This window comes from Nocardia sp. NPDC050717, assembly GCF_040654275.1.
Lineage (GTDB): Bacteria > Actinomycetota > Actinomycetes > Mycobacteriales > Mycobacteriaceae > Nocardia.
On record NZ_JBFAHR010000020.1, the window covers coordinates 18,054 to 43,462 of the forward strand.

The following is a 25,409-nucleotide window of genomic DNA, read 5'->3' on the forward strand; positions in this document are numbered from 1 at the left end:
ACGCCTGATGGGCGAACAGGTGATCCGCGGTCTCGGAGTCAGTCCCGGCGTGGTCGTCGCGCCGTGGTTGCGGTTCGGGTCGCAGCTGGCGACCTCGCCGCAGGACCCGGTCGGTGGCTCGGTCCCCGAGGAACTGGCCAGGGTCAAGGAGGCCCTCGGCGGGGTGGCCGACGAGATGCAGGCCAGGGCGAGCCGGGTGAGCGGGGTGGCCGCGGAGATCCTGTCCATGTCGGCGACGATGGCCCGCGACCCGGGCATCGTCGCCGCCACCGAGAAACAGCTGGCCGACGGCATGCCGACCGCGCACGCGGTGCACCTGGCCTTCGAGGGTTTCTGCGCCAAGCTGGAGGCGCTCGGGGGATACATGGCCGAGCGGGCCACCGACCTGCGCGATATCGGTGGCCGGACCGTCGCGGTGCTGCTCGGTGAGCCGATGCCGGGCATCCCGGAGCCGGGACATCCGTTCATCCTGGTCGCACGGGACCTCGCGCCCGCCGACACCGCCATGCTCGGCGACAGCGACGTGGTCGGCCTGCTGACCACCGAGGGCGGCCCGACCAGCCACACCGCGATCCTCGCGAAATCGCTGGCGCTGCCCGCGGTGGTGAACTGTCCCGACACCGACCGGCTGGTCGAGGACACGCCGATCCTGCTCGACGGCGGCACGGGAACGGTCGTGCTCGATCCGAGCCCGATGCGGCAGCAGGCCGCGCTCGACCAGGCGGCCGCGGACCGGGAACGGCTGGCCTCGGCCAGCGGGCCGGGCAAGACCGCCGACGGCACGCCGGTGCAGCTGCTGGTGAACATCGGCACCGTCGACGACGCCGAGAAGGCCGGGCCCGTCGACAGCGAGGGCGTCGGCCTGTTCCGCACCGAGTTCATGTATCTCGGCAAGGCGAGCGCGCCGAGCCTCGACGAACAAATCGCTTCGTACACCGCGGTGCTCGAGCAGTTCGCCGGGCGCCGGGTCGTGGTCCGCACGCTCGACGCCGGATCGGACAAACCGCTGCCGTTCCTCGACCTGGGCACCGAGGAGAACCCGGCCCTCGGCGTGCGCGGACTGCGGATCGGCACGGTGTTCCCCGACACCCTCGCCACCCAGCTCACCGCGCTGGCCAGGGCGGGCGAGGCGACCGGCGCCGACCTGTGGGTGATGGCGCCGATGGTCGCGACCGCCGACGAGGCCGCCGGATTCGCCACGCTCGCACGGGAATCCGGTATCCGCAAGGTCGGGGCGATGATCGAGATCCCGGCGGCGGCGCTGCGGGCGGCGGATCTGCTGGTGCACCTGGACTTCGTCAGCATCGGCACCAACGACCTGAGCCAGTACACCTGTGCCGTCGACCGGATGGCAGGCGGCCTCGCGCACCTGCTCGATCCGTGGCAGCCCGCGGTGCTCGACCTGATCGCCATGGTCGGCGCGGCGGGGTCGGCGGCCGGGAAATCGGTCGGCGTGTGTGGTGAGGCCGCGTCGGATCCGGCGCTGGCGCCGGTACTGGTGGGACTCGGGGTGACGAGCCTGTCGATGTCGGTGCCTGCGTTGCCCGCGGTGCGGGCGGCGCTGTCGGCCGTGGACGTCGAGATCTGCCGGGACGCGGCCGACGCGGCGTGTGCCGCGCGGAATCCGCAGCTCGCGCGGGAAGCGGTCGCGGCGATCGTCGGGCGGGCATGAGCCGCACGACCGTGGGTGCGGGCCGGGCCGAAGTCCGGCGCGCTGTTCGGGCGGCGTCGGTTCGGGCGGGCGCCGCAGGCGCACCGCTCCGACGTGTGCGCCGGGTCGCGACCTGGTTTTCGGCGGTCGCGGCCGAACTCGATGGTGGTGCGGAGTGATCGTCACAGCGGGGACGGTCGTGGGGAAGGTGTCGTGGTGAGTGCGGACGGAGTGGTTCGCGGGCGGCTGGCCGGTGCGGGGATCGCCGACGGCGTGGTCGAATTCGTGGACGGCCGGATCAGCTGGGTGGGTGCGGCGGCGGATCATCCTGCGATGGAACGGCTTCCGGCGGCCACGGACGAACTGATCATGCCGGGGCTGATCGACGTGCATTGCCACGGCGGTGGCGGCTTCGGGTTTCCGAACGCCGATGCGGCGGGTGCGCGGGTCGCGGCGGCCGAACACCGCGCGCAGGGCACCACCGGCTTGCTCGGGAGCCTGGTGTCGGCCCAGCCCGAGGTCCTGGTTCGGCAGGCCGGGTTGCTCGCCGATCTCGTGGAGGACGGCACGCTGCTCGGCATCCACCTCGAGGGACCCTTCCTCAACGCGACCCGCTGTGGCGCACAGGATCCCGCCGCGATCATCCCCGGTGATCCCGCCCTGTTCGAGCGCGTGTGGGAGGCGTCGCGGGGCACCGTGCGGTCGATGACGCTGGCGCCCGAGACCGCCCACTACCCCGATCTGCTCACCGCCATGCGCCGTCACGGCGTGCTGCCCAGCCTCGGGCACACCGATGCCGACGCGGCGACCACCTCGGCGCGCATCGCCGACGCGGCGGGTGGCCCGATCACCGCGACGCACCTGTTCAACGGCATGCCGGAGCTGCACCACCGCTCCCCCGGCCCCGTCGCCGCCTGTCTGGCCGCGGCCGGGCGCGGGGACATGGTGCTCGAATTGATCGCCGACGGTGTGCATCTGGCGGCGGAGACCGTGGCGATGGTGTTCGACACGGTGGGCCCCGACCAGATCACGCTGGTCTCCGACGCGATGGCGGCCGCCGGGCTCGGCGACGGGGACTACCAGCTCGGCGCGCTCGATGTGCGGGTGCGCGAAGGGGTTGCCCGGCTCGCCACCGATGACGGTCTGCCGGGCGCCATCGCGGGCGGGACGGCCCGGCTGCTCGATGTGCTGCGGTGGACGGTGTTCCGCGCCGGGGTACCGCTCGACGACGCCGTCACCGCGGCGACCCGCACGCCCGCTCACGTGCTCGGTCTCCGCGACCGGGGCACGCTCACCGTCGGCGCCCGCGCCGACCTGCTCGTCACCGACCAGTCATTGCAGCCGCGGCGGGTGTTCGTCGCCGGAACGGAGGGAAGCTGATGGAAATCGTGATCCGGGCGGACGAACACGAGGTGGCCTCGACCGTCGCCGACATCGTCGGTGGCTATGTGGAACGCGGCAACGCGATCCTCGGGCTGGCCACCGGGTCCTCCCCGCTGGGCAGCTATCAGGAGCTGGCGCGCCGCCACCGGGACGGGAAGCTCGACTTCTCGACCGCGAGCGCGTTCCTGCTCGACGAGTACGTGGGACTGCCGAAAGAGCATCCGCAGTCGTATTTCTCGGTGATCCGCTCCGAGTTCGTCGATCACGTGAACCTCGATCCCGGGCGGGTGCTGAGCCCGAACGGCGAGGCGGGCGACATCGCCGGTGAGGGCAGGCGCTACGACGCCGCCATCGCCGCGGCAGGCGGGGTGGACGTGCAGTTGCTCGGCATCGGCACCGACGGGCACATCGGTTTCAACGAGCCCGGCTCCGCGCTGACCTCGCGGACCAGGGTCAAGACGTTGACCGAGCAGACCCGCAAGGACAACGCCCGCTTCTTCGACGGCCCGGAGGACGTGCCGCACCATGTGCTCACCCAGGGCCTCGGGACCATCGGCGAGGCAGGGCATCTGGTGATGATCGCGCTGGGCGCGGGCAAGGCCGACGCGATCGCGGCGGCGGCGGAAGGGCCACTGTCGGCGTTCTGCCCCGCCTCGGTGATGCAGTGGCACCGCCACGTCACCGTGGTGATCGACGAGGCGGCGGCGAGCAAGCTGAAGCTGGCCGACTACTACAAGTACGCGCTGGCGAACAAGCCCGCCTGGCAGTCGTTCTGAGATGACCGCCCTCGAATTCGCGGTCCAGGATGTGGCGGGCGCGCGCGGCGCTTGCCGGGCCGGCGCGGATCGGGTGGAACTGTGCGCGGCGCTGGGCGCGACGGGTGGTCTGACGGCGAGCATCGGGATGATCGAGGCGGTGGTCGCCACCGGGGTGCCGGTGCACGCGCTGATCCGGTGCCGGGCAGGTGGTTTCGTATATCGCGATGCCGAGGACGTCGCGGTGATGAATGCCGATGCGCGCGCGGCGGTGTCGGCGGGTGTCGCGGGGCTCGTCGTCGGGGCGCTCACCCCGGAGCGTCGAGTCGACGTCGACACGCTGCGGCGGGTGCTGGAGGGTGTACCGGTGGAGGACATCGAGCTGACCTTTCATCGTGCGATCGATGTGATCAGCGACCGGGCGGCCGCCGTGGACACACTGGTCGAGCTGGGGATGACGCGCGTGCTCACGTCCGGTGGCGCGGCCCGCTGCGCCGAGGGCATCGCTGAACTCGCCGCCATGGTCGATCACGCCGCGGGCCGGATCCAGATCATGGCCGGCGGCGGGATCACCCTCGCCGACCTGCCCGCCCTGCACCGGACCGGAGTCGACGCCGTGCACCTGTCGGCGCGCCGGATCGTGGCCGACGACGGCGGGCCGGGTGGTGGTGGCGCCACCGGTCACGAGCAACTCGATGAGGACGTGGCGTCCTCGGTCGCCACCGGACTCCGGCAGCTGGACGGGATGCACCGCTTCTGCCTCTGAGCGGAAGGGACGCTGCCTACGGCTGGGTTACGGGAACGCCGCCAGCCGTGGACAACCCGGCGGCATGACGATTGCGAAACCGACCAGCCGAGGCGGCCGCCGCCTACGACGACGCCGCCCGGGTATCGCACCTGCCCACCCACGCAGTGTGCAGGACACCTATCCGCTCACCTGTCGGCGCGTCCGCCACCGGTCGGCGTCTCGACGCCGACCGCCGCGACTACTCCCGTTCCGCGAGGACTACGCCCGTTCGGCGAGAATGAGTTCCGCTTCCCCGGGAGTGCAGGTGAACGCCGCCTGGACCGCGGCGACCGCCTCGGCGTGCTTGCCGGCGGCGACCAGGCGATCGATCTCGGTCCACCGCTCCTCCGGCGGCGCCACCGAAAGGTCGAGCCGGCGTTCGAGGCGTTCCCACATGCGGGCGACGGTCGGGTCGTCGGCGAGCAAGCCGCCGAGGTGGGCCTTGAACGCGGGATGTTCGGTGCGGTACATGCCCATCCAGCTGCTGTCCGGCGGACTGGCCTCGGCGTTGGCGGTGCGGTCGGCCAGTTTCAGAATGACGGCGGGCGGGTGCGCGGCGATCTTGCCGTACGCGTTCAGGTTTCGGGCCTTGCGGTCGGGACCGACGCCCGTCACCGCCCAGACCAGATCGAGAATCTCACGGCCGAAACGGGATTCGATCTCCTCGGCGGTGACGGGCGTGTCCTCGATGACGTCGTGCAGCCAGGCCGCGGCCGCCAGTGCGCCGTCGTAACCGAAATCGTCGAGCACGGCGCGCACCGCCGCCAGGTGCATGACGTACGGCCGATCGCCGTAGCGCTGCTCGCCGTGTGCCGCGATGGCGAATACCTGTGCGTCGGTTTCCCGCTGATCGAACTTCATCCCACACCCCCGTGCTCGATATCGATCGTGTCGGGACCGACCCTAGCCGAGGGCACCGACAAGCAGCGCGGATCAGACCGACGCCCACTCGGCCGCAGGAAAAGTGGCGGCGCTTCGAGCGGCCCCGGCCGGATCAGTGGCGGCGCAGATCCGGCCACGGCGGGCGGCGCAGAATCGCCAGCGCCGCGATGACGCCGGTGAGCAGACCGATCCACTCACCCAGCTGAGCGATGCGGTTCGCGTCGACCGCGGGAATCCAGTCCGCGCGCCCGTCATGGACGACGAAGATGCCGACCGGACGGGCCGGGCGCCCGAAGCCGCCGCCGCGGGCCACCGTGATCACGGTGCTGCCGTCGGCGGTGTCCAGTGGCTCGCCGAACACCGGCGGTGGCGTGGTCACCACCTGTTCGAGCCGATCCCTGATCGTCATCCGAACCCCCGTTCGTGGCTACGGCACTGCTGAGGAACACTACGCCGAGCCCGGACGCACCACGGCCGTTCCCGAGGGCTGCCCCACCACGCCACCCGCGCTTGGCATGATGAGGACTGCCGAGCCGCGACGAGAGGTGCCGAGCCATGACCAGCACACCGGACGACATCCTGACCACCCCGTGGTCCCGTTCCTTCGGCCTGCGGGTCCCCGTCGTGAACGCGCCGATGGGTGGCGCGGCGGGCGGGCGGCTCGCCGCCGCGGTCAGCGCGGCGGGCGGGCTCGGCATGATCGGGATGGGCAGCGCCGGATCGGTGGCCGCGCTGGAGCGCGAGCTGGCCGCCGCCGGCGACGCGCCGATCGGGATCGGACTGGTCGACTGGGTGCGGGAACGGGAACAGGGTCTGCTCGAGACCGCGATCGGCGCGGGGCCACGGCTGCTCTCGGTGAGCTTCGGAACGGACTTCTCGTGGGTGACCACGGCGCGGGAAGCCGGAATCCCCACGGTCACCCAGGTGTACGACGTGCCGGGTGCGCACCGCGCTCAGGAAGCGGGCATCGACGTGCTGGTCGTGCGTGGCGCCGAGGGTGGCGGGCACGGCGCCGACCGGCTCGCCCTGCTGCCGCTGCTCGACGCCGTGCTCGAGACCGCGACGGTGCCGGTGCTCGCGGCAGGTGGAATCGGTTCGGGGCGCACGCTGGCCGCCGTCCTGGCGGCGGGCGCCGCGGGTGCCTGGCTGGGGACCTGCCTCGCCGCGGCCGAGGAATCGCTGCTGCCGGAGAACGCGCGGCGGGCGATGCTCGCGGCCGACTCCACCCACACCGTCGTGACCACCGTGTTCGACGAGGTGCTCGACCTGCCGTGGCCGCCGATCTACCCCGCCCGCGTCCTGCGCAACGACGTGACCGATCCCTGGTCGCGGCCGGAATTCGACGAGGCACGGCCCAGCGCCGAGATGGTGCGCGCGGCCATGGAATCCGATGATGTGACCATCGCGCCGGTGGACGCGGGGCAGGGTGTCGGGCTCATCACCCACATCGAACCCGCCGCCGCGATCATCGACCGGATGTGCGCGGACGCCGCGGAGCTGCTGCGCCGCTGACCCCGCCCGCGCACTACCCGATCGCGCCGACCGCCCGGGCCGGGTCGTTCAGCCATCCCTGGTCGAGCTGGATCGTCTCCTCGGTCCGCCACCTGGCGTGCCAGATCGGCACTCCCCCGGTGAGATCGGTCTCGCGCGCGGTCGTCAGCACCGGCAGTTCCAGACGGGCTGCCCGGACGGTGACCGCGGCGTTGGCCGGCGCGTGCGACCAGACGTCGTCGACGACATCGGTGATGCGGATGCCGAGGCGATGGCCTGCGGTCAGGCGGGCGTCCTGCCACAGCATCCGGATCCGCGCCTGGTCGGTGACCGGCGCGATGCCGCGCGTCATGACGGTCGCGCGGCCGTCGGGTGCGATGTCGTAGAGCTCCAGGGCGACAGTGGCATTCGGTGGTCCGGCCAGCTCCATGGTCGCTGTGGCACGGCCGGACAGGTGCACGGAGTCGGTGACCGGCGCCGAGACGGACCAGATCTCCCGGTCGGGGCCGGGCAGCAGCCCGCGATCCAGATAGACGCCGGTGCGCAGATCGACCGTGACGCGGCGGGCATCGACCGGCGGCCAGACCTCCTCGCTGCGCCACCCGCCCTCGAACTGCCCCACGGTGACCGGCGGTCCGGGCACCTCCACGTCGGCGCCCGCCACGTGCCGGTCCAGGAACGCGGCCAGCTCGTCGTTGAAATGCGGTGTGCCGCAGCGGTTGCGGCAGTCCGAGTGGCCCCACTGCCCGAACCAGCCGCGGTGCTCGCCCGGCCCCATCGCCTGCCAGGCATCGATGACCCGGTCGGCTCTGGTGTTGGAGTCGAGGAAGCTCTGACCGAGGAACAGCGGAATCGTGTTGCCGCGCAGGTCCTCGACGACATCGCGATCGCGCCAGCCCGGATTGGCGGGATCGTGGTCGGTGGTGAGGGCGAGGTAGCTGTCCACGCAGGCCTGGGTCATCTGAACGGCGTTGGCCTGGTATTCGGGTGAGTCGTCCCAGCGGCCCGGGGTGTGCGCGATGGCGAGGTGTTCGGGGCCGGCGAAATCAGCGGGACGCAGACCGTCCTCGGTCAGCGGTTTTCCGCCGAACTTCCACGAGATGCCCTGCATGTACAGGTAGGTGTACGGGTCGACGACCGGTTCGAACGCCGCGACGGCGGCCAGGCCCTTCGGCTTCGCGGCCAGGGCGAGCATGCCGGTCCAGCCCTCGTAGGAGGTGCCGACCACGCCGACCCGCCCGGTGGACCACGGCCTGCTCGCGGCCCATTCGACCGCGGTCGCGACGTCGGCCTGCTCGCCGGGGCCGCCGAAATCGGGACAGCCGTTCGATCCGCCGAAGCCGCGCAGATCGGCGATCACGTAGGTGTAGCCCGCTCTCAACGCCCACTCCACGGGCAGGTTGTCGGTCGAGGGGCCGCCCTCGGGGCGTGGCTGGGTCAGGTAGGCGGTGTGCGACCGGTACGGGCTCGCGGTCAGCAGGACCGGTGTCCGCGCGTCGTCGGCCAGACCCGCCGGTCGCAGGATGTCCAGGTGCAGGCGCGTGCCGTCCGCGGCGGTCACGTACTCCTGTGTCCACGTGAACGCCGCGTTCACCGGCTCTGCCGACACCGGCGTCGCCGTACCCAGCACCAACGCCACACCGGCGACCACTCGCGCCGCCATCACACCCCATCGCACCAGAGGACTATCGCCGTCCGCCGCCCCCGCGTCCAGCCCCGAGATCCAGGGGCCGGGGCGTGTCGCGTCAGGGCTGGGGGCGGACGGTGAGAATCTGCTCGGCCACGCCCACCGGGCCGTGGATGTCGTGCAGGACGGTGCTGGTCAGCCCCTGCCCGGCGGTGCCGAAGGTGACGCTGGTGTCGAGACCGGTCCAGGATCCCGCCGGCTGCCGGTACAGGTGGATCGTGAGGTCGAGGTTGGGGAACATCCACTTGGTCGGCTCCTGCCGCACCGCGATGCCGTTCGCGGTGTCGACCAGGGCGATGAACGAGGCCAATGGCTCGGCCGTCTCCCCCGCTACGAGCGTGAAGGGCGACCGGATCCAGGCGGTGGTCCGGCCCGGCTGCGGACGGTCGACGGGGCGGAAGTCGACCGAGGCGATGTACCCGCCGGCCCACACCGAGGTGAGCGGCCACGGCGACAGCGTGTCCGGCGCGGGCAGCCGGTCTGGTTCCCCACCCGCGACACTGTCGGTGTTCTGGGTGCTCAGCATCCAGGCGCGGGCGGACACCACGCTGCGCCCGCCGATGGTGACGGTGGCCTCGACGAGCTCGATCGTGCGCCCCGGTCGCACGGTGCGGACCTCGATGTCGAACTCCTCGAAACCGATCACGCCCAGGATGTCGAAACTGATCCGGCTCAGCACCAGCGCGGAGTCCGCGGGCCGGGCGCGCTGGATCTCGTGGACGATCAGGCCCGCGACCGGACTGAAGTGCTGCTCGTCGTCGTTCCAGGCGCCACCCGCGTGGGCGGTCGGCACGAAGCGGTGGGTGCCGATTCTCCGGAAGTAGCTGGTCGCGGTCGTGTCCGTCACATTTCTCAACCTACGGGTCGATTTTTCATCCCACTAGTTGATTGAGCGTCCTTGTGGTTGATTTCACAAGGTCGCGGTCGCGACTGATGGGTCGATTCACCGGGCGCATCGAGGACGGACCGGCGAACGCCCCGGATATGATCGGCCGATGACTTCGATCGCGGACGAGAGCGTGGCGGCCGGTGGTCGCGCCGCGAGACGACGCGATCGCCGCAAGGCGGAGATGATCGACGCGGCGCTGCAGATCCTGGTGAGCAGCGGCTACCAGGGCATGCGGTTCGAGGACGTCGCCGAACGCTCCGACATCGCGAAAGCCACCCTCTACCACTATTTCTCCAGCAAGGACGTCCTCGTCGCGGCGGCGCTGGAGAAGCTGACCTCCGATGTGCTGACCCACCTCGGCGACGCGCTCGACGCCGCGGCCGGCCAGCCGGCGACCGAGCGGCTGCGTTCCCTCGTCGCCGCGCAGCTGCGCGTGCTGACCGTGCTGTATCCCGAAGTGGGCACGCTCTTCTCGTTCCCCGCGCCGTGGCCGGCCGAGCACACCGAGTCGATCAAGGCCATGCGCAGACGACACGACCGGATCTTCCGCGAGGTCGTCGACGAGGGCGTCGCGGCAGGCGAATTCGATTGCCCCGACCCGGCGGTGGCACTGCACTGCCTGCACGGCATCCTCAACCACGCCTCGATCTGGCTCCGCCCGGACACCGACCCCGAGGGTCGCACCCGCGACGCCGTCGTGGACGAGGCGATGCGGCTGTTCGTCCGCGGCTAGCGGAGATCGCCTCGATGCGGCGATCTCGGTGCGGATTTCGAGGGTGTCGGACCCGAGGAGTAGGTTCTCCGGCACAGGTGGGGACATCCCCTCCGCAACGGGAGGGAATCGCCGTGACCGAGCCGAGAACCCATCACTATCAATTCGCGCACCAGGTGCTGCCGAACCTCGCCCAGCGCCTCGGCGCGCGCATGGTCACCGACGAACCGCCGCTGGGCTACACCGACCAGCTGAAAGGCCTGTGGGACAACGTCGGCGAGCGCCTGCCCGCCGAGGATCGGTTGCCGAGCGCGGGCATCGCCGGGCACCGTATCGATGCCGACGGCCTCCAGCTGCTCCTGGTGGAACTGCCCGCCCCGGCCGCGCCCGCCGAAGCCCACTTCGTCGCCGTCGTCCTGCCCGAGAATTCCCACGACGTCCGGGTTTTCACCCTCGAACGCGCCGCGTTCCAACCGGCCGATCGCGCCGACGCGACGATGCTCGGCTCCTGGGCCGACCGCAGCCACTTCAACCTCGGCCCCGGCCCCCACCCCGAGCCCACCGCTTTCATCGCCGCGATCCACGCCAAGCTCGGCGCCCGCTAGGCGCGCTACCGCGTAGCTGGGACCGCAGCTCAGCAGTCGCTCGGGGCCGGTTTCGCGCTGAATCGGTCGGCCAGGTAGCTCAGCACTGTCGGCAGGCCGAGCATGGCTTCGGTCCCGTGCTCGCCGATCGGATTCTCGACGCGCCGCACGGGAGCACCTGCAGCGCAATACTTTCCGGCCAGGGCTCGCACCGGGTCGATGGGCGCGAACTCGTCGGCGATCGCGTGATGGATCAGCACCGGCACGCTGGGCGCGCCCGGACGGAACAGGGGGCTGGCCCGGCGCACGACCTCGCTCAGCGCCGGGTTGTTCGTGATCGAGCCGGGCCGGGCTTCCAGTGCCGCGGTATCGAGGAAGGGGTACTTCAGAGCGGCGTCGAGCAGGCAATCATTCTGGCTCGCAGCCAATTTCGCACGGCCCGATTCGTTGAGGTACTGAGCGAGATCGGCATCCGGGTAGGAGCGGTGCAAGCCCACCAGGCCGACCACCGCCGCCCCGCCGAGGGGGCTACCGCTGAAGCCGGACATGGTGGATTCCAGATCGGCGATCGTCCCGCCCAGCGCCACACCGGCCAACGGCAGCTCGGGCGCGTAGTCGGCGTGCGCCTGCGCGGCGATTGCGGTGGCCTGCGCCCCACCGGAATAGCCCCACATGCCGATGGGCGCCTCGGGATCGACCGCAGCGGGCTCGAACGCCCTCGCCGCGCGAATGCCGTCGAGCACGCCGTGCACGTAACCGTCGGCGCCGAACAGATCGGAGTCGGGCCCCTGGTAGTCCGGAACGACCATCGCCCAGCCCTGCTGGAGGGCGAATCGAATCATCCCCGTCTCGGAATACGCATTGCTGGGGACCCCGGCGATCCCGCCGCGCAGCGCGTACGACGGTGCGCACGTCGCACCGACACCATCCTCGGCGACCTGGTACGACAGCAACGGGCGTGGACCACCACCCGCCCACTTCCCGTGCGGCACGAGAACTGTCGCGACGTAGGCACGCGGCGCACCGTGATTGTCGGTCGTCTTGTACTGCACCTGCCACGCGTCCGCGGCCAACGGCGATCCGAACGACTCCGGTTCGATCACCCGTGACGCGAGCACCGTCCCGTCGGCCGCACCCGCGAGCCCAGCGGGCTCGGCATAGAACGAATCGTGTTCCGGTGCAGGCACTGCCACAGCCCACCCCGCGCACGCCGTCACCAACGCGATCACCGCGCCGACCGCCATCGCACCCCTCGTCGCGTGCCCTGACACCCACATGCCCACTCCCCGAGAACCTGTTCCAGTCTGCGCGAGAGAGCGTACTGGCCCGAAGGAGCAGGGACGCCCGAACGCGGAAGGGTGATCCGAAACGCGCCGGAGGACGCGATCACCGAACGGCCCGGCTCGGTGTTCGCGGCCGCGCACCGGGAACCTGGGCCGATGCCCAACCGCAGGTAGGACGCCTGTATTCACACGGAAGGCACGACCTTTGTCGGCAGTTCGGGTGTGTGCTCGAAACAGGGAATGTACTGTGACTGCCTTCAGGGGGCTACGCGGGAGGGCGCCCATTCAAGGAGGGAAGTCGACGAATGGGCAGCGTCATGCCGTACCGAATTGCAACGTGTTCATCCAGGAGGCGCGGTCAGCTGCGTTCGGTTCTGATCGCGATTTCGGCCGTATTGTGGTGCACGAGCACACCCATGGCGGTCGGTCATGCGGATCCGCTGACGACTCCACAGAACGACGCGTTCTACATTCCGCCGTCTGGCTGGGACTCGGAAACGCCTGGCACCATTCTTGATTCGCGCCCAGTCGAAGTGGCCTCGCTGGGTCCACAGGCGCAGGACGCCGATGCGTGGCAGTTGCTGTATCGCACCACCGATACCGACGGCCAGCCGATGGCGACCGTGACGACGGTGCTTCGTCCGCGCACCGGGCAGGTCAAAGGATTGATCAGCTATCAGCCCGCCACGGATGCCTCGGCGCCGCAGTGCGCGCCCTCGTTCGTCCTCAGGCAGGGAGCGCCGGACAAGTACGACGCCTCATTGGACTTCATGCAGATCGACCAGATGTTGACATCCGGTCACGCGATTTCCGTCCCCGACTGGGAGGGGCCGAAGGGGGCGATGTTCACCCCGCGGCAGCCGGGTTACGCGGCGCTCGACGGAGTGCGCGCGGCTGAGGCTTTCGCGCCGCTCGGCCTGGCCGGCACCGATACTCCCGTCGCGGCGATGGGCTATTCCGGTGGGTCCTACGGCACCAGTTGGGTCGCGCAGATGCAACCGACCTACGCGCCCGAGCTACGGCTGGTAGGAGTCGCCATGGGTGGCTGGACGGCACCCATCGCCCCTTACCTGGCGACGCTCGACGGCGGTCCGTTCTCCGGCTTCCTGCCATCGCTGCTGCCCGGCATGATGCGCGCCGATCCGGTGCTGGCGGCCGCATTCGACAAGTATCTGACGCCGGCGGGACGCGCCCTGATGGCCGCGGGCGACAGCAAATGCGTCACGCCGAACGTGGCTCAGCACGCGTTCGTGCGGATGGACGACCACCTGACGATCCCCTTCTCGCAACTGCTGGCGGAGGTACAGGGATCCTTGGTCGCGCTGGACTTCAGCCCCGTGGCCTCGACCCCGCCGCTGTTCCTCTACAACGCCGTTCACGACGAGATCGTCACCATCGCGGCGCCCGACAAGGCGGTGGCACAGTGGTGCGCGGCGGGGGCGCCGATCACCTATACGCGAGACCAGCTGAGCGAGCACGTCAGCCTGCAGATGGCGGCGACGACCGCGGTCCTGCGCTGGATCGACGAACGCCTCGCCGGGCAGGCCGCGCCGGACGGCTGCTCGACACGCACGGTGCAGTCCATGGCGCTCGGCACCCCCGGACGCGGCCCACACAGATGAGTCCGCCCGTTCCGTGATCACGGAACGGGCGGACTCGGGTCTTGCCGCGGACCTCAGTCCGTCACGACGATTTAGACGTCGTAGTACAGCTCGAACTCGTAGGGGTGCGGACGCAGGTTCACCGGGGCGATCTCGTTGTCGCGCTTGAGCTGGATCCAGGTCTCGATCAGGTCCTCGGTGAAGACGTTGCCTTCGGTGAGGTAGTCGTGATCGTTCTCCAGGCGGTCGATGACCGCGGACAGGCTGGTGGGGGCCTGCGGGATGTTCTTGGCCTCCTCCGGCGGGAGCTCGTAGAGGTCCTTGTCGACGGGGGCCAGCGGCTCGATCTTGTTCTTGATGCCGTCCAGGCCGGCCATCATCATGGCGGCGAAGGCCAGGTACGGGTTGCCCGAGGAGTCCGGCGCGCGGAACTCGATGCGCTTGGCCTTCGGGTTGTTGCCGGTGACCGGGATGCGGACCGCGGCGGAGCGGTTGCGCTGCGAGTACACCAGGTTGATGGGGGCCTCGTAGCCCGGCACCAGACGGTGGTAGGAGTTGATGGTCGGGTTGGTGAACGCCAGCAGCGACGGGGCGTGGTGCAGGATGCCGCCGATGTAGTGACGCGCCAGATCCGAGAGACCACCGTAGCCGGCCTCGTCGTGGAACAGCGGCTTGCCGTCCTTCCACAGCGACTGGTGCACGTGCATGCCCGAGCCGTTGTCGCCGAAGAGCGGCTTCGGCATGAAGGTGACGGACTTGCCTTCCTGCCACGCGGTGTTCTTCACGATGTACTTGAACAGCTGCAGGTCGTCCGCGGCGGACAGCAGGGTGCCGAACTTGTAGTTGATCTCGGCCTGACCGGCGGTGCCGACCTCGTGGTGACCGCGCTCGAGCTCGAAGCCCGCGTTCTGCAGGTTGGTCGAGATCTTGTCGCGCAGGTCGACGTAGTGGTCGTACGGGGCGACCGGGAAGTAACCGCCCTTGTTGCGCACCTTGTAGCCCAGGTTGCGCGAGCCGTCGGGGTTGAACTCCTTGCCGGTGTTCCACGAGCCGGAGACGGACTCGATCTCGTAGAACGAGCCGTTCATGCCGGAGCCGTAGCGGACGCCGTCGAAGATGTAGAACTCGGCCTCGGCACCGAAGTAGGCGGTGTCGGCGATGCCGGTCGAACGCAGGTACTCCTCCGCCTTGCGCGCGATGTTGCGCGGGTCGCGGGAGTAGGCCTCACGGGTGAACGGGTCGTGCACGAAGAAGTTCAGGTTCAGGGTCTTCGCGGCACGGAACGGGTCGATGCGAGCGGTGCTGAAGTCGGGGAGCAGCAGCATGTCCGACTCGTCGATCGACTGGAAGCCACGCACCGAGGAGCCGTCGAACGCCAGACCCTCTTCGGCCAGGTCGGCGGTGAACGCCTTGGCCGGGATCGAGAAGTGCTGCTGGACGCCGGGCAGGTCGGAGAAGCGGATATCGACGTACTCGATGTCCTCTTCCTTGATGTACTGGATGACCTCTTCGGCCGTGCTGAACGTCACTTGTTCTCCTTACGGATCGGTTCCCAGCCGTTCACGATGCATGGGTTCGTCGCGACCTGACGGTATGGACGCGGTGTTTCCCTACAGTCAAGGCTGTGTTTCGCCAGTGTTACGCGTGCCGGATTCCTGGTGATGTCTGCCATCCGGCCGCGACCTGCCTGCCCATCCTGCCATCCGCGACCGGGCGCAGCGACGTGACCTCCACCAATGCGCGTTCTGGGCCGCCTCTATCCTGGGAGCCATGGCACGCATCACCGGCACCTGGCTCTCCGGCAACCCCGCCGAACCGGGTGACGAGGAAACATCCGGCTACCCCGGCGAGCTCTACGGGCTGCCCAGGGAGGGCGCCGGCTCCCTCGCCCCGACCTGGCGCCGCGTCGTCGCCCTGTTCGTGGACTGGTTCATCGCGGTCGGCGTCGCCGCGCTGATCACCCGCAGCTTCGCCTCCTCGTCGATGCCGCTGCTGGTGTGGTTCGTGATCGGCGTGGCCGCGGTGACGCTGTTCGGCTTCACCCCCGGCCAGTACTTCCTGCGGCTGCGCGTGGTCCGCATCGACGCCCCGGTGGCCGTCGGTTTCGTGCGCGCGCTGGCCAGGCAGGCCCTGCTGGTGTTCGTGGTGCCCGCGCTGTTCACCGACGCCGACGGTCGCGGCATGCACGACCAAGCCACCGGCACCGCCCTGGTCAACGCCCGCTGACCGGGCGCGGCGCGGCCGCCACGGCCTTACGCTGTGGCCGTGTCACTGAATCCGGCCATGCTGGCCGTCCGCTTTCTGCTCGAACTGATCGCCGTCGTCTCCTTCGGGGTGTACGGCTGGCGGGCGTTCGACTCGCCCTGGCGCTATCTGCTCGTCGTCGTTCTGCCGATCGCGGCCGCGGTGCTGTGGGGCACCCTCGCCGTTCCCGGCGATCCGAGCCGCAACGGCGAGGCACCGGTACCGGTCCCCGGTCAAGCGCGTCTGCTCGTCGAGTTCGTCGTGCTGTTCGGCGGCGCGGTCGCGCTGTGGGCCGCCGGGTTGCCCCGGCTCGCGCTGGCCTCGGTCATTGTCCTGGCCTGCTACCACCTGCTGGCTTACGACCGGATTCTGTGGCTGCTCAGCGGGCGGACCGCGCACTCCTGAGACGACACGAGCCCGGTACCTTCAGGTACCGGGCTCGTCGGAAGCCGAGGTCAGCGGCGGCGGATGGCGCGCTGCATGCCCTTCATCTTGGCGCCGGGGGGCATCGGGCCCTTCGGCATGGCGGGGCCGCCACTGCGCGAGGACAGCGCCGAGAGCCTGCCCTCGATCTGGTCGATCCGCTTGACGTCGATGTTGCGCGGCAGCTTGGTGAGGAACTTCTGCAGATCCTTGAGCGGGGTCTGGCCCTCGTCGTTGCCGACGATCACCTCGTAGATCGGCGTGTCACCGACCAGGCGGGCGGTGCGCTTCTTCTCCTGCTGGATGAGCGACTTCACCCGCTGCGGGGAACCCTCGGCGACGAAGATGACGCCGGGCAGGCCGATGACGCGGTGCACCGCGTCGAGCTGGGTGGTGGCCGCGACGCCGTTGGCCACGCGCCACTTGCCCTGCAGGTTGTCGAGCACCCATGCCGCCGCGCCCGCCTGGCCCTCGGCCTTGCGGTAGACGTTCTTCTGCACGCGGCGTCCGAAGATGATGAACGCGAACAGCACACCGAGCAGCAGACCCAGCGGCAGCAGGAACCACTGCATGTCGAAGATCAGACCGATGAGGAAGAACACGACCGTGGTGCCGACGAGCGCGCCGATCATCAGCGGCAGCAGCGCCTTGTCTTCCTTGCGCTGCATGTTGAACGCCTGCCACAACTGCTGACGCCGCTCGCGTGATGCCTGCTTACGTGCCGCTTTAGCCGCGGCCTTGGCTTCCTTCGACGGCTTGCCGCCCTTGCCTCCTGCCATGTATGTCAGCTTAGATGGCGCCTTCGGCGGCGAACGGGCCGGGCACCGGCGAGAATGCCAAGGTGCACCCGATCATCGAGAACCCGAGCAGCTCCCCCGTCACCGTCGGCGTCACCGACGAGGTCGCCGAGCGTCTGGCCGCGGCGCTGCGCTGCGCGACGGTCTCGACCGAGGATCCCGCCGACACCGCCGACGCGGAGTTCGTCCGGCTGGCCGGCCACCTCGAGGCCGCGTTCCCGCGCGTGCACGCCGAACTGACGCTGACCACCTTCGGTCACAGCAGGCTCTACCGCTGGGAGGGCACCGAGCCGGGGCACGTCTCGGCGATCCTGCTCGGCCACCAGGACGTGGTCCCGGTCGACGACGCGCAGCGCTGGACCCATCCCCCGTTCGCCGGGGTGGTCGACGAGGAGTTCATCTGGGGCCGCGGCGCCATCGACGACAAGAGCCGGGTGCTGGCCGTGCTCGAGGCCGTGGAGTGGGCGCTGGGCGCGGGCATCCGGCCGCGGCACACCCTCTTCCTGGCCTTCGGGCACGACGAGGAGGTCTTCGGGGACGGCGGCGCGGTCCGGATGGCCGAGCACCTGCGGGCCGAGAACGTGCGTGCGGATCTGCTGCTCGACGAGGGCGGGGTGATCACCGACGGAGTCGCCGACGGCGTCGACCGGCCGGTCGCGAGCATCATGCTCGGCGAGAAGGGGTACGCGACCGTGCGGCTTTCGGTCACCGAGACCGGCGGGCACTCCTCGATGCCGGGCAGGCAGACCGCGGTAGGCAGGCTCGCGCGCGCGGTGGCACGGGTGCAGGATCGTCCGATGCCGCTGCGGCTGACCCCGGTGATCGCCGACATGCTCGCTCGGATGCGGGTGGCCCTGCCCGAACCGCACCGCAAGCTGCTCGAACTCACCGACACGCGCGGGCTGGCCACGCTGGCCGCGCCGCTGGTCGCCCGGATCCTGGCGGCGGCCCCGAGCACCGAGGCCATGGTCCGCACGACCACCGCGCCCACCGTGATCCGCGGTGGGGTGAAGGCCAACGTGTTGCCGCAGAGCGCCGAGGCACTGGTGAATTTCCGCATCCTGCCGGGTGATTCGGTGTCGGCGGTGCTCGCGCACTGCCGCAGGGTGATCCGGGACATCGGCGTGGCGATCGATCTCGTCGGGGCAGCGTCGGAGCCCTCGCGGGTCACCGGTCCCGGCCCCGCCTACGAGCTCATCGCCGAACTCGCCGCCGACCTGGTCCCCGGGATCGTCACCACCACCGGCCTCGTGCCCGGCGCGACCGACTCCCGGCACTACGACGGCCTGGCGGAGACGCGCTGCAATTTCGCGCCGATCGTGCTGACGGCGGCGGATCTGGCACGGATCCACGGAACCGACGAACGGATCTCCCGGCTCAACTACGCTCGGTTGATCGAATTCAATCGGCGCCTGATCGCACGACTCGCGGCGGCGTCCGCCCAGGGAGAAGGAGCGCGCCGATGACGACCGACACGGGCGAATTCGTCAGTGCCGAGGGCCGGATCGCCTGGCGCGCGTGGCTGCCGGAATCACCGCGGGCGCTGGTGGTGCTGGTGCACGGTGTCGCCGAGCATTCGGGCCGCTACGAGTACGTCGGGGACCACCTGGCCGCGGCCGGGTTCGCGGTGTACGCCCTCGATCACGTCGGACACGGCCGGTCCGAGGGCGCGAAGGCCAATATCGGCTCGCTGGATTCCGCGGCCGACAATGTGGCGACGATGCTCGCGTTCGCGGGCATCGCGCACCGCGGGGTGCCGTGGTTCCTGCTCGGGCATTCGATGGGCAGCCTGGTGGTCCTGCACCTGGTCACCCGTGGCCCGGTCGAGGTGGCCGGGGTGGTGCTCTCGGCGCCGCCGCTGGACATCGCGGTGGGCAATCCGCTGCAGCGTCTGGCCGCGCCACTGCTCACCCGGTACGCCCCGAATCTCGGTGTGCTGGCGCTGGACTCGGCGGCGATCAGTCGCGATCCCGAGGTGGTGCGCGCCTACGACGACGACCCGCTGGTGTACCGCGGCCGCCTACCCGCCCGCACCGCGGTGGAGATCCTGCGGCACACCGACCTGGTGAAGAAGCGGCTCACCACGCTCACCGCGCCACTGCTGGTGTTGCACGGCACCGCGGACTCGATCGCCGCGCCGACGAGCGCCGACCTGCTCGAGCGGGGCACCGGCTCGTCGGACGTGACCGTCATCCGCTATCCCGGCCTGTACCACGAGGTGTTCAACGAACCCGAACGCGATCAGGTGCTCGGCGACCTCGTCGCCTGGCTCTCCGCACACATTACCGACGAGTAACTTGTGACCTAGTAGACTCCGCGCATGGCAACCACGACATCCGTCGCTTTCATCCGCGCCAGCTGGCACAGCTCGATCGTCAACAAGGCGCACGAGGGCTTCCAGGCCGAATTCGCCGACCTCGGGCTCGATCCCGCCGCCGTCGAGGTCTTCGACGTGCCGGGCGCCTTCGAGATCCCGCTGCACGCCCAGCGGCTGGCCCGCACCGGCCGCTACGACGCGATCGTGGCCGCCGCGCTCGTCGTCGACGGCGGCATCTACCGCCACGACTTCGTCGCCACCGCGGTGATCAACGGGCTGATGCGCGTCCAGCTCGACAACGATGTGCCGGTCTTCTCCGTGGTGCTCACCCCGCACCACTTCCACGAGCACAGCGAGCACGTGGACTACTACACCAACCACTTCGTGACGAAGGGAGCCGAGGCCGCCCGCGCGGTGGCGAACACCCTCAGCTCCCTGCGATCACTGCCCGCGGCGCCCTGAGCTACTTGAACTGGCTCAGGCAGGCCTGCTCGCCGTCGAGGACGCCCGTGCGGAACGCCTCGAGGCGCTGGTAGCCGCTGGCGACCACCTTGCCGTTGACGTCGGCGGCCGCGAGGCCGTCGGCGAGCAGACCCGACACGGCCTCGTCGAGGTCACCGGCCGACAGGCGCGGATCACTGCTCGGCTCACTGAGTTTCGTGGTCAGCGCACCGGACAGGCAGGCCGTGCGCAGGCCAGCCGACTCGGCGCCGGTCAGCGACAGCTTGCGGTCCTGCTGCACCGCGAGCGCGTAGCGCGACACGAAGACCACCGCCGCGTTGTAGTCGCCGGTGACGACCGCCGACAGCGGCTCCTCCTTGCCACTGGCGCCCTCACCGGCGCGCTTGGCCATCGCGGGCAGGTCGGTGCCGATGGTGTTGCTGCCGGGGCAGTACGACACCGGCTCGGTGGTGGTCGTCGAGGCGCAGCCGCGGGTGACGCCGGTGTAGTCGAACTTCGGCGCGTTCTTCACCGGCATGGACTTGCCGAGCTGGGTGGCCAGCGAGCTCAGGTTCTCCTGGTTCACCGGCAGCTGCTGATCGCGCTCGCCCTCTTCGAAGGTGACCGGCAGGCCGCCGCGGCGCTTCTCGATCTCCTCCTCGTTGATGCCCTTGCAGGAGCCCGCGCCCTCGGTGTAACCCATCTGCACCGCGGTGACCCGCTCGAAGGCCGAACCGTGCACGGCGTCAGGATCGTTGGGGTCGCGGTCGCGCACGGCGACGGTGGCGCCGAGCACACCGTTGAGGCCGTCGGTGGTGTTGAGGGTGAAGTGCTCGGAGTTGCCCTCGGCGACGTGGCGCAGGAAGACCCCCGCCAGGCAGTCGGCCTGCTGTTCCTTCACCAGGGCATCGGTGAGGAAGCCGCGCAGCAGATCGGCCTGGGACTGAATGGCGTGGCCGTACTCGTGGGCCAGCACCATCACCACCGCCATCTCCTTGTACTTGTTCACCAGCAGCGGCAGCAGGACGGTGCGGTCCCAGCCGATGGTGTGGTCGAGCGGGCAGTACGCGGCGTTGACCAGCTTGTAGGTGCTGCTCTTGCAGAACTGCACGGCCTCGGCTTCGGGTGCCTTGGCCGACCAGGAGATGTACTTCGACGCCGGCTTGAAACTGCCGCGGAAGGTCTTGGAATACTCGGCCTGCCAGTATTTCTCGATATCGGCGATCGCGTTGAGCGCGAGCTTGTCGATCGCGCCGTTGTCGCCGTTCTCGGCCTTCTTGTCGGTGTCGGGCACACCGGGCCGCGGGCCGCTGGGTCCGGTGCTGGACGCCGCGCCCGCCACCTCCCACGGGTTGTCCATCGCGGGCACCGCCTGGTCGCTGGCCACCGTGGTGGCCGAGCAACCCGAGACGAGCATCCCGACGCTCACCACCGCCGCGGCCACGGCCGTGCCGAATCGCCGTCTGATCATTCGCTGTTCCTCCCCGGGGAATAACTGACGCGGACGCCTGGCGGTCCGCAGTCGAGCGGCTCACATGGTAGACGACTTCGGTCAGCTGTCCATGCGCACCGAAGCCAGCACCGCGCGGTGATCGGTGCCGGGAATGGTGAGCGTGCGAACCTGTTGTGCCACTCCACCTGCGACGAGAACGTGATCGATGCCGATCACCGGACCCCACCGCCGATCCGCCGGGAAGGTGAGCAGGATGCCGTCGCCGGTCTGGTCGGCGGCGGAGGCGAACGGCCCGTCGAGCAGTGCCCGGTAGGCCGAATGATCCTGGGTGGCATTGAAATCCGCGCCGACGATCGCGGGTGTGCCTGCGCCTGCGAGGATCTCGTCGACCCGGCGCATCTCGGCCGACCACGCGGCGAAGTCCAGGTTCGGCGGAATCGGGTGGAAGGCGAACACCGGGATCGGGCCGCGCTCGGGATGTTCCATGGTGGCGGAGATGTTGCTCATGATGAAGCCGTCGTACTTCACGGTGTCGCGCAAGGGGTATCGGCTGTAGATCCCGGTGCCGCCGCCACCGGACTGCGCCGGTTCCAGGTAGGTGTAGGGCAGCAGGTCTTCCAGTCCGGCGGCCCGCAGGCGCTCGATCGCGCCGGTCGTCAGCTCCTCGGTGGTGAGCACGTCGACGTCGTTGTCGCGCACGGCCGCGACGACCGCGGCGGTGTCGGCCTGCCCGAACAGCAGATTCGACTGCAACACCACCAGCTCCGGGCCCGCGGCGGCCCTGCTCTCCGGAATATAGGACGGCACCACCAGCCACAGCACGCCCGCCAGCACCACTCCCCCGGCGACGGCGCTGCGCCAGCTGCGCGCGATCAGCAGCAGGATCAGCCCGACGACGGCGCCGAGCATCAGCCACATCGCCCCCGAGGCCAGCAGCACCATCGACTTCTGCGACCAGTCCCCCACGTGCAGCACGATTCCGGCCACCGCCGTGACGACCGCGCCCCACCCGAGGACGAGCAAGGCTCGTTCCATCCATTCACGCATCATGCGCTCACCCTAAGCAGCCCGCATTACCGCCCACTTATGACGACCTTGAGAGATCTCTGTGGCCCCTACACTGGGTGCACGGAAGGGACGCGACATGTACATCGAGGAATTCACGGCGGCGGGCCCGCTCACCGAGGACGCGGTCGAGGCACTGGTGGCCGTCGCCGGGCGCTACACCTCCGCGCTCACCCTCACCGTCGCCGAGCGCACCGTGCAGCTGCCGGTGCTGCCCGTCTGCTGGACCGAACTGCCCCTGCGCGCAGGCACCACCGTCACGGTCGAAGCCGCGCGCGGGTACCGACCCGTCGACACCGAGGACCGCGCCGCGCTGCGCGACTTCGTCGCCACATTCCAGCGCGCGACCGCGGCCTAGAGCGGCAGTCCGGCCTCGATCCAGTTGTAGGCCTGGATCTTCCGGGACGCGGGATCGTTGACGACCTGGTTGATCAGGTCGTTGATCTGCTCGGTGGACAGCGGATAGCCGTAGTGCTCGGCGGCGCCGGCCGAGGCCCACAGCGAGGCGAACAGGCCGGGACCGCCGAGCAGGTGCGCCAGCGCGGTGGCGACATCGTCGACCACCTCGATGACACCGTGCACCAGGGCGATGGCGATGTCCTCGTCGCCGGGCGCGGCGCCGGGGGCGAGTGCGCCCGAGGCGATGGCGCGGCGCGCCAGCCAGTCGCGCGGCACCAGCGGCGCCGGTCCGATGGTGTCGCCCAGGTAGTAGCGCCACTCGCCCGGATTGCCCTGGTCGAAGGCGTGGATGTAGAAGGTGCGGGTGAGTGCCCAGAGCGCGATGTAGCGCAGCGAGACCTGCTCGGCTTCCAGGACCGCGTCGGGGCCGTCGGCGCGGTCGCGTTCGAGCAGATTCCAGGCGAACTGGAACCAGACCTGCTCGGAGTTGCCGACCCAGGTGGCGGGCAGGCGCTCGGCCAGCGCGGCGACGTCGGCGGCCGGGCCGTAGAGGCCGGTGTCGCCGGAGGCCTCCACGCGCAGGTTGTCGACGTAGCCGCGCAGGGCGTCGACGGAGGTGAAGACGGCGTAGCCGAGCTGGGACAGCCGGTTCAGGTCGGCGTTGGCCGGTTCGAGTACCAGCACCACCGGCATGCCGACGCCCGGCTGCAGGCCCTCGGGCCAGAACGCCTCGGCGACAGCGAGTTCGCGGCCGGTGACCGGATCGGAGACCTCGCTGTCGAGCAGCGGGAAGCCGAACCCGTCGGCGACCAGGTCCTCGACGAGCGCGTTCACCAGGTCCACCGCGGGATCGCCGAAACTCACCCCGGCCACGCCGACCGTGTGCAGGGTCGGGCGGTGCAACTTGCCGGTGCGCAGCTTCTCCAGGAAGGCGTCGGCGGCGGCGGAGAGCAGCAGTCTGCGGGCGCGCAGGAACTCGCGGTAGTTCTCCACCCGCCACAGCGCCGGATCGGTCGGAATCCACTGCGAGGCCAGCACTCCCGGATGGCGGCGTTCCACCTCGGCGAGGTAGTCGGCCGGTTCGCGCTCGCCCAGCTCGGCCTCGGAGCCGGGGCTCAGGAAGCAGAAGTTCGCGATGGCGTTGATCTCGTTGCGCTCGTATCCCGCGTCGCGCAGCGTCGTCTTCGGGAACAGGTAGTGCACCTGCACCGGGGCGCGCTCGCCGAGCTGCTCGATGCCCAGCTCGGAGCCGGTGCCGAGGTCGCGGGAACCGTCGACCCTGGTGAGCAGGTACAGCAGCGGGTAGAACCGCGAACCACGGGTGGCACCGCCGAAATCGTCGGCGCACAGGTCGAGCGAGCCGCCGCGCAGGCGTTCCAGCGAGGCGATGAGAGCGTTGATGCCCCCGCGTTCGAGAGTCTCGTAGTCCTGCTGCAGGAAGGTCTCGGTGGAGCCGCTGAACCGGCCCCACAGCGCGGAATGGATGTACCAGTACAGCACCCGGTCGCGATGCAGGTCGTCGTCGAAGCGACCGCCGTTGAGAAACAGCAGGCGGGTGACCACCGGAACGGCGTAGCGGCCCATCAGGACTCGATCGTGATCGAGCCCGAGCCGACCGGCCACGGTGTCGAGGAAGGTGTCGACCTGGGTGGCCGTGGCGGCGAGGGCCTGCTCGAACTCCGCCGGCGACAGATCGCCGAGCGCGTCGAAGTGGGCGCGGCCGTTGCCGACCGCGATCACGTTGCGCAGCAGCCAGTCCAGGGTGAAGGTGTAGCCCTCCTTGTCCCAGCGGATCAGGTGATCGCGCAGGTTGCCGCGGGCCTGCGGCCACTGCGCGCACAGCGTCGCCAGGGCCAGGTCGCCCTTGGACAGCTTGGTGCCGCCGGAGTTGACCCGGTTGAAGATGTCGACCACTTCGTCGACGGTGCGGTCGGAGCCGGTGATGGTCTCCACGTTGAACTCGCGGTGGGTGATCTCGCGCAGCTTGTTCAGCCGGTCCAGGTAGGCGGCCAGCGTCTCCGGCTCGACCTCGGTGAACCGGGGCAGGTAGTGCACCGGTCCCTGCGCGAACAGCTCGGTGACATCGATCCAGGTCGGCGCGGTGTCGCGACCGGGCACCTGGAACTCGAAAACCTCACGGTCCACATCGAAGTGGAGTCCGGTGAAGGCCACCGCGTCGCCCTCGAAGAACGACGGCGCCCGCCCGCGGATGATGCCGTAGAGGGTGGTGATGCGCTGCTGGCCGTCGAGCAGCAGCTGCCGCAGCCCCGAACCCCCGCCCGCGCCGCGCACGGCGATGTCCTCGGATCCGGTCTCCCACACCAGCAATCCGCCGACCGGATACCCGAGGTACAGCGACCGCATGAGCCCGCGCACCTGGTCCCTGTTCCACACGTAACCGCGCTGGAATTCGGGCAGCAGCACCGCTCCGGAGTCGATCTGGTCGAGCAGGGAGGACAGACGTGTCACGGCAGCCTTTCGATCGCGATCCGGTAGCGCAAGCGCTCCATCGTTGCACGGATCGTACCGACATACACCGACGCGCCAGCGGCCGAACAGAACTCG

At 70.0% G+C, this 25,409-nt stretch carries 24 protein-coding genes; 14 read left to right on the forward strand and 10 right to left on the reverse strand.

What is annotated here, in order from left to right:
- The first annotated feature begins 7 nt into the window (after positions 1–7).
- From ptsP to AB0H56_RS28595, 4 genes are all read left to right on the forward strand, one after another.
- Positions 8–1,672: a phosphoenolpyruvate--protein phosphotransferase gene (gene ptsP, locus AB0H56_RS28580; RefSeq protein ID WP_357168875.1), complete on the forward strand. Its 1,665-nt coding sequence runs from the start codon at positions 8–10 to the stop codon at positions 1,670–1,672.
- A gap of 192 nt (positions 1,673–1,864) precedes the next feature.
- Positions 1,865–3,031, forward strand: coding sequence for an amidohydrolase family protein (locus tag AB0H56_RS28585; protein ID WP_357168877.1), 1,167 nt, complete (start codon positions 1,865–1,867; stop codon positions 3,029–3,031).
- The gene (gene nagB, locus AB0H56_RS28590) at positions 3,031–3,810 is read left to right on the forward strand and encodes a glucosamine-6-phosphate deaminase (RefSeq protein ID WP_357168879.1); all 780 of its coding nucleotides are present in this window, start codon (positions 3,031–3,033) and stop codon (positions 3,808–3,810) included. Before AB0H56_RS28585 ends, nagB begins: the two co-directional genes overlap by 1 nt.
- A 1-nt stretch (position 3,811) precedes the next feature.
- Positions 3,812–4,555 carry a copper homeostasis protein CutC gene (locus AB0H56_RS28595; protein WP_357168881.1) on the forward strand — a complete coding sequence of 248 codons (744 nt, stop codon included), beginning with the start codon at positions 3,812–3,814 and terminating at the stop codon, positions 4,553–4,555.
- A 240-nt stretch (positions 4,556–4,795) separates the two neighbouring features.
- On the opposite strand, the gene AB0H56_RS28600 is transcribed toward AB0H56_RS28595, so the two are convergent.
- Entirely contained in the window at positions 4,796–5,437 is a 642-nt protein-coding gene (locus tag AB0H56_RS28600; RefSeq protein WP_357168883.1) for an HD domain-containing protein, read from the reverse strand.
- Positions 5,438–5,570: 133 nt separating this feature from the next.
- Positions 5,571–5,867, reverse strand: a complete 297-nt coding sequence (locus AB0H56_RS28605; RefSeq protein WP_357168885.1) for a hypothetical protein — start codon at positions 5,865–5,867, stop codon at positions 5,571–5,573.
- Between the two features lie 167 nt (positions 5,868–6,034).
- Here AB0H56_RS28605 and AB0H56_RS28610 point away from each other — a divergent pair, with 167 nt between their 5' ends.
- A complete protein-coding gene (locus AB0H56_RS28610) occupies positions 6,035–6,970 on the forward strand; it encodes a nitronate monooxygenase (protein WP_357168987.1) in 936 nt (311 codons plus the stop codon).
- 13 nt (positions 6,971–6,983) lie between these two features.
- On the opposite strand, the gene AB0H56_RS28615 is transcribed toward AB0H56_RS28610, so the two are convergent.
- Together AB0H56_RS28615 and AB0H56_RS28620 are read right to left on the reverse strand one after the other, a co-directional pair.
- Positions 6,984–8,627 (reverse strand): CocE/NonD family hydrolase, encoded by a 1,644-nt coding sequence (locus AB0H56_RS28615; protein WP_357168887.1) that lies wholly within the window; start codon positions 8,625–8,627, stop codon positions 6,984–6,986.
- Between the two features lie 67 nt (positions 8,628–8,694).
- Complete coding sequence (locus AB0H56_RS28620; RefSeq protein ID WP_357168889.1) at positions 8,695–9,483, reverse strand: thioesterase family protein; 789 nt, start codon at positions 9,481–9,483, stop codon at positions 8,695–8,697.
- 148 nt (positions 9,484–9,631) lie between these two features.
- Here AB0H56_RS28620 and AB0H56_RS28625 point away from each other — a divergent pair, with 148 nt between their 5' ends.
- Together AB0H56_RS28625 and AB0H56_RS28630 are read left to right on the forward strand one after the other, a co-directional pair.
- Positions 9,632–10,258, forward strand: a complete 627-nt coding sequence (locus AB0H56_RS28625; RefSeq protein ID WP_357168891.1) for a TetR/AcrR family transcriptional regulator — start codon at positions 9,632–9,634, stop codon at positions 10,256–10,258.
- A 113-nt stretch (positions 10,259–10,371) separates the two neighbouring features.
- The gene (locus AB0H56_RS28630; protein ID WP_357168893.1) at positions 10,372–10,842 is read left to right on the forward strand and encodes a hypothetical protein; all 471 of its coding nucleotides are present in this window, start codon (positions 10,372–10,374) and stop codon (positions 10,840–10,842) included.
- 29 nt (positions 10,843–10,871) lie between these two features.
- On the opposite strand, the gene AB0H56_RS28635 is transcribed toward AB0H56_RS28630, so the two are convergent.
- On the reverse strand, positions 10,872–12,008 hold the full coding sequence (locus tag AB0H56_RS28635; protein WP_357168895.1) for a lipase family protein: 1,137 nt from the start codon (positions 12,006–12,008) through the stop codon (positions 10,872–10,874).
- 512 nt (positions 12,009–12,520) lie between these two features.
- On the opposite strand from AB0H56_RS28635, the gene AB0H56_RS28640 reads away from it, so the two are divergent.
- Positions 12,521–13,726: a lipase family protein gene (locus AB0H56_RS28640; protein ID WP_357168897.1), complete on the forward strand. Its 1,206-nt coding sequence runs from the start codon at positions 12,521–12,523 to the stop codon at positions 13,724–13,726.
- Between the two features lie 71 nt (positions 13,727–13,797).
- Here the strand turns inward: AB0H56_RS28640 and glnA are convergent, their stop codons facing one another.
- Entirely contained in the window at positions 13,798–15,234 is a 1,437-nt protein-coding gene (glnA, locus tag AB0H56_RS28645; RefSeq protein WP_357168899.1) for a type I glutamate--ammonia ligase, read from the reverse strand.
- A 241-nt stretch (positions 15,235–15,475) separates the two neighbouring features.
- On the opposite strand from glnA, the gene AB0H56_RS28650 reads away from it, so the two are divergent.
- Both AB0H56_RS28650 and AB0H56_RS28655 read left to right on the forward strand, forming a co-directional pair.
- The gene (locus tag AB0H56_RS28650) at positions 15,476–15,931 is read left to right on the forward strand and encodes an RDD family protein (RefSeq protein WP_357168901.1); all 456 of its coding nucleotides are present in this window, start codon (positions 15,476–15,478) and stop codon (positions 15,929–15,931) included.
- A 39-nt stretch (positions 15,932–15,970) separates the two neighbouring features.
- Positions 15,971–16,354: a YrdB family protein gene (locus AB0H56_RS28655; RefSeq protein WP_357168903.1), complete on the forward strand. Its 384-nt coding sequence runs from the start codon at positions 15,971–15,973 to the stop codon at positions 16,352–16,354.
- Positions 16,355–16,404: 50 nt separating this feature from the next.
- On the opposite strand, the gene AB0H56_RS28660 is transcribed toward AB0H56_RS28655, so the two are convergent.
- Entirely contained in the window at positions 16,405–17,151 is a 747-nt protein-coding gene (locus AB0H56_RS28660) for a DUF4191 domain-containing protein (RefSeq protein WP_232997625.1), read from the reverse strand.
- A gap of 14 nt (positions 17,152–17,165) precedes the next feature.
- On the opposite strand from AB0H56_RS28660, the gene AB0H56_RS28665 reads away from it, so the two are divergent.
- The 3 genes from AB0H56_RS28665 to AB0H56_RS28675 are packed head-to-tail and all read left to right on the forward strand — an operon-like array spanning position 17,166 to position 19,948.
- Positions 17,166–18,635 carry a M20/M25/M40 family metallo-hydrolase gene (locus AB0H56_RS28665; protein ID WP_357168905.1) on the forward strand — a complete coding sequence of 490 codons (1,470 nt, stop codon included), beginning with the start codon at positions 17,166–17,168 and terminating at the stop codon, positions 18,633–18,635.
- Positions 18,632–19,465, forward strand: coding sequence for a lysophospholipase (locus AB0H56_RS28670; RefSeq protein ID WP_357168907.1), 834 nt, complete (start codon positions 18,632–18,634; stop codon positions 19,463–19,465). The genes AB0H56_RS28665 and AB0H56_RS28670 overlap by 4 nt, the downstream gene beginning before the upstream one ends.
- 24 nt (positions 19,466–19,489) lie before the next feature.
- Positions 19,490–19,948, forward strand: coding sequence for a 6,7-dimethyl-8-ribityllumazine synthase (locus tag AB0H56_RS28675; protein ID WP_357168909.1), 459 nt, complete (start codon positions 19,490–19,492; stop codon positions 19,946–19,948).
- 1 nt (position 19,949) lies between these two features.
- Here AB0H56_RS28675 and AB0H56_RS28680 read toward each other — a convergent pair whose 3' ends face one another.
- Together AB0H56_RS28680 and AB0H56_RS28685 are read right to left on the reverse strand one after the other, a co-directional pair.
- A complete protein-coding gene (locus AB0H56_RS28680; protein ID WP_357168911.1) occupies positions 19,950–21,398 on the reverse strand; it encodes a metallopeptidase in 1,449 nt (482 codons plus the stop codon).
- An 81-nt stretch (positions 21,399–21,479) separates the two neighbouring features.
- A complete protein-coding gene (locus AB0H56_RS28685) occupies positions 21,480–22,430 on the reverse strand; it encodes an endonuclease/exonuclease/phosphatase family protein (RefSeq protein ID WP_357168913.1) in 951 nt (316 codons plus the stop codon).
- Positions 22,431–22,524: 94 nt separating this feature from the next.
- On the opposite strand from AB0H56_RS28685, the gene AB0H56_RS28690 reads away from it, so the two are divergent.
- Positions 22,525–22,803, forward strand: coding sequence for a hypothetical protein (locus AB0H56_RS28690; protein WP_357168915.1), 279 nt, complete (start codon positions 22,525–22,527; stop codon positions 22,801–22,803).
- Here the strand turns inward: AB0H56_RS28690 and AB0H56_RS28695 are convergent.
- A complete protein-coding gene (locus AB0H56_RS28695) occupies positions 22,800–25,313 on the reverse strand; it encodes a DUF262 domain-containing protein (RefSeq protein ID WP_357168917.1) in 2,514 nt (837 codons plus the stop codon). The two genes, AB0H56_RS28690 and AB0H56_RS28695, sit on opposite strands and share 4 nt — an antisense overlap.
- Positions 25,314–25,409: the final 96 nt, after the last annotated feature.

Bases quoted from the DNA above. Each gene is read 5' to 3' on its own strand.
- AB0H56_RS28650 (WP_357168901.1), top strand. From the start codon at position 15,476: ATGGCACGCATCACCGGCACCTGGCTCTCCGGCAACCCCGCCGAACCG.
- AB0H56_RS28685 (WP_357168913.1), bottom strand. From the start codon at position 22,430: ATGATGCGTGAATGGATGGAACGAGCCTTGCTCGTCCTCGGGTGGGGC.
- AB0H56_RS28680 (WP_357168911.1), bottom strand. From the start codon at position 21,398: ATGATCAGACGGCGATTCGGCACGGCCGTGGCCGCGGCGGTGGTGAGC.
- nagB (WP_357168879.1), top strand. From the start codon at position 3,031: ATGGAAATCGTGATCCGGGCGGACGAACACGAGGTGGCCTCGACCGTC.
- AB0H56_RS28670 (WP_357168907.1), top strand. From the start codon at position 18,632: ATGACGACCGACACGGGCGAATTCGTCAGTGCCGAGGGCCGGATCGCC.
- ptsP (WP_357168875.1), top strand. From the start codon at position 8: ATGGGCGAACAGGTGATCCGCGGTCTCGGAGTCAGTCCCGGCGTGGTC.
- AB0H56_RS28640 (WP_357168897.1), top strand. From the start codon at position 12,521: ATGGCGGTCGGTCATGCGGATCCGCTGACGACTCCACAGAACGACGCG.
- AB0H56_RS28605 (WP_357168885.1), bottom strand. From the start codon at position 5,867: ATGACGATCAGGGATCGGCTCGAACAGGTGGTGACCACGCCACCGCCG.
- AB0H56_RS28690 (WP_357168915.1), top strand. From the start codon at position 22,525: ATGTACATCGAGGAATTCACGGCGGCGGGCCCGCTCACCGAGGACGCG.
- AB0H56_RS28660 (WP_232997625.1), bottom strand. From the start codon at position 17,151: ATGGCAGGAGGCAAGGGCGGCAAGCCGTCGAAGGAAGCCAAGGCCGCG.
- AB0H56_RS28675 (WP_357168909.1), top strand. From the start codon at position 19,490: ATGGCAACCACGACATCCGTCGCTTTCATCCGCGCCAGCTGGCACAGC.
- AB0H56_RS28595 (WP_357168881.1), top strand. From the start codon at position 3,812: ATGACCGCCCTCGAATTCGCGGTCCAGGATGTGGCGGGCGCGCGCGGC.
- AB0H56_RS28625 (WP_357168891.1), top strand. From the start codon at position 9,632: ATGACTTCGATCGCGGACGAGAGCGTGGCGGCCGGTGGTCGCGCCGCG.
- AB0H56_RS28665 (WP_357168905.1), top strand. From the start codon at position 17,166: ATGGCGCCTTCGGCGGCGAACGGGCCGGGCACCGGCGAGAATGCCAAG.
- AB0H56_RS28600 (WP_357168883.1), bottom strand. From the start codon at position 5,437: ATGAAGTTCGATCAGCGGGAAACCGACGCACAGGTATTCGCCATCGCG.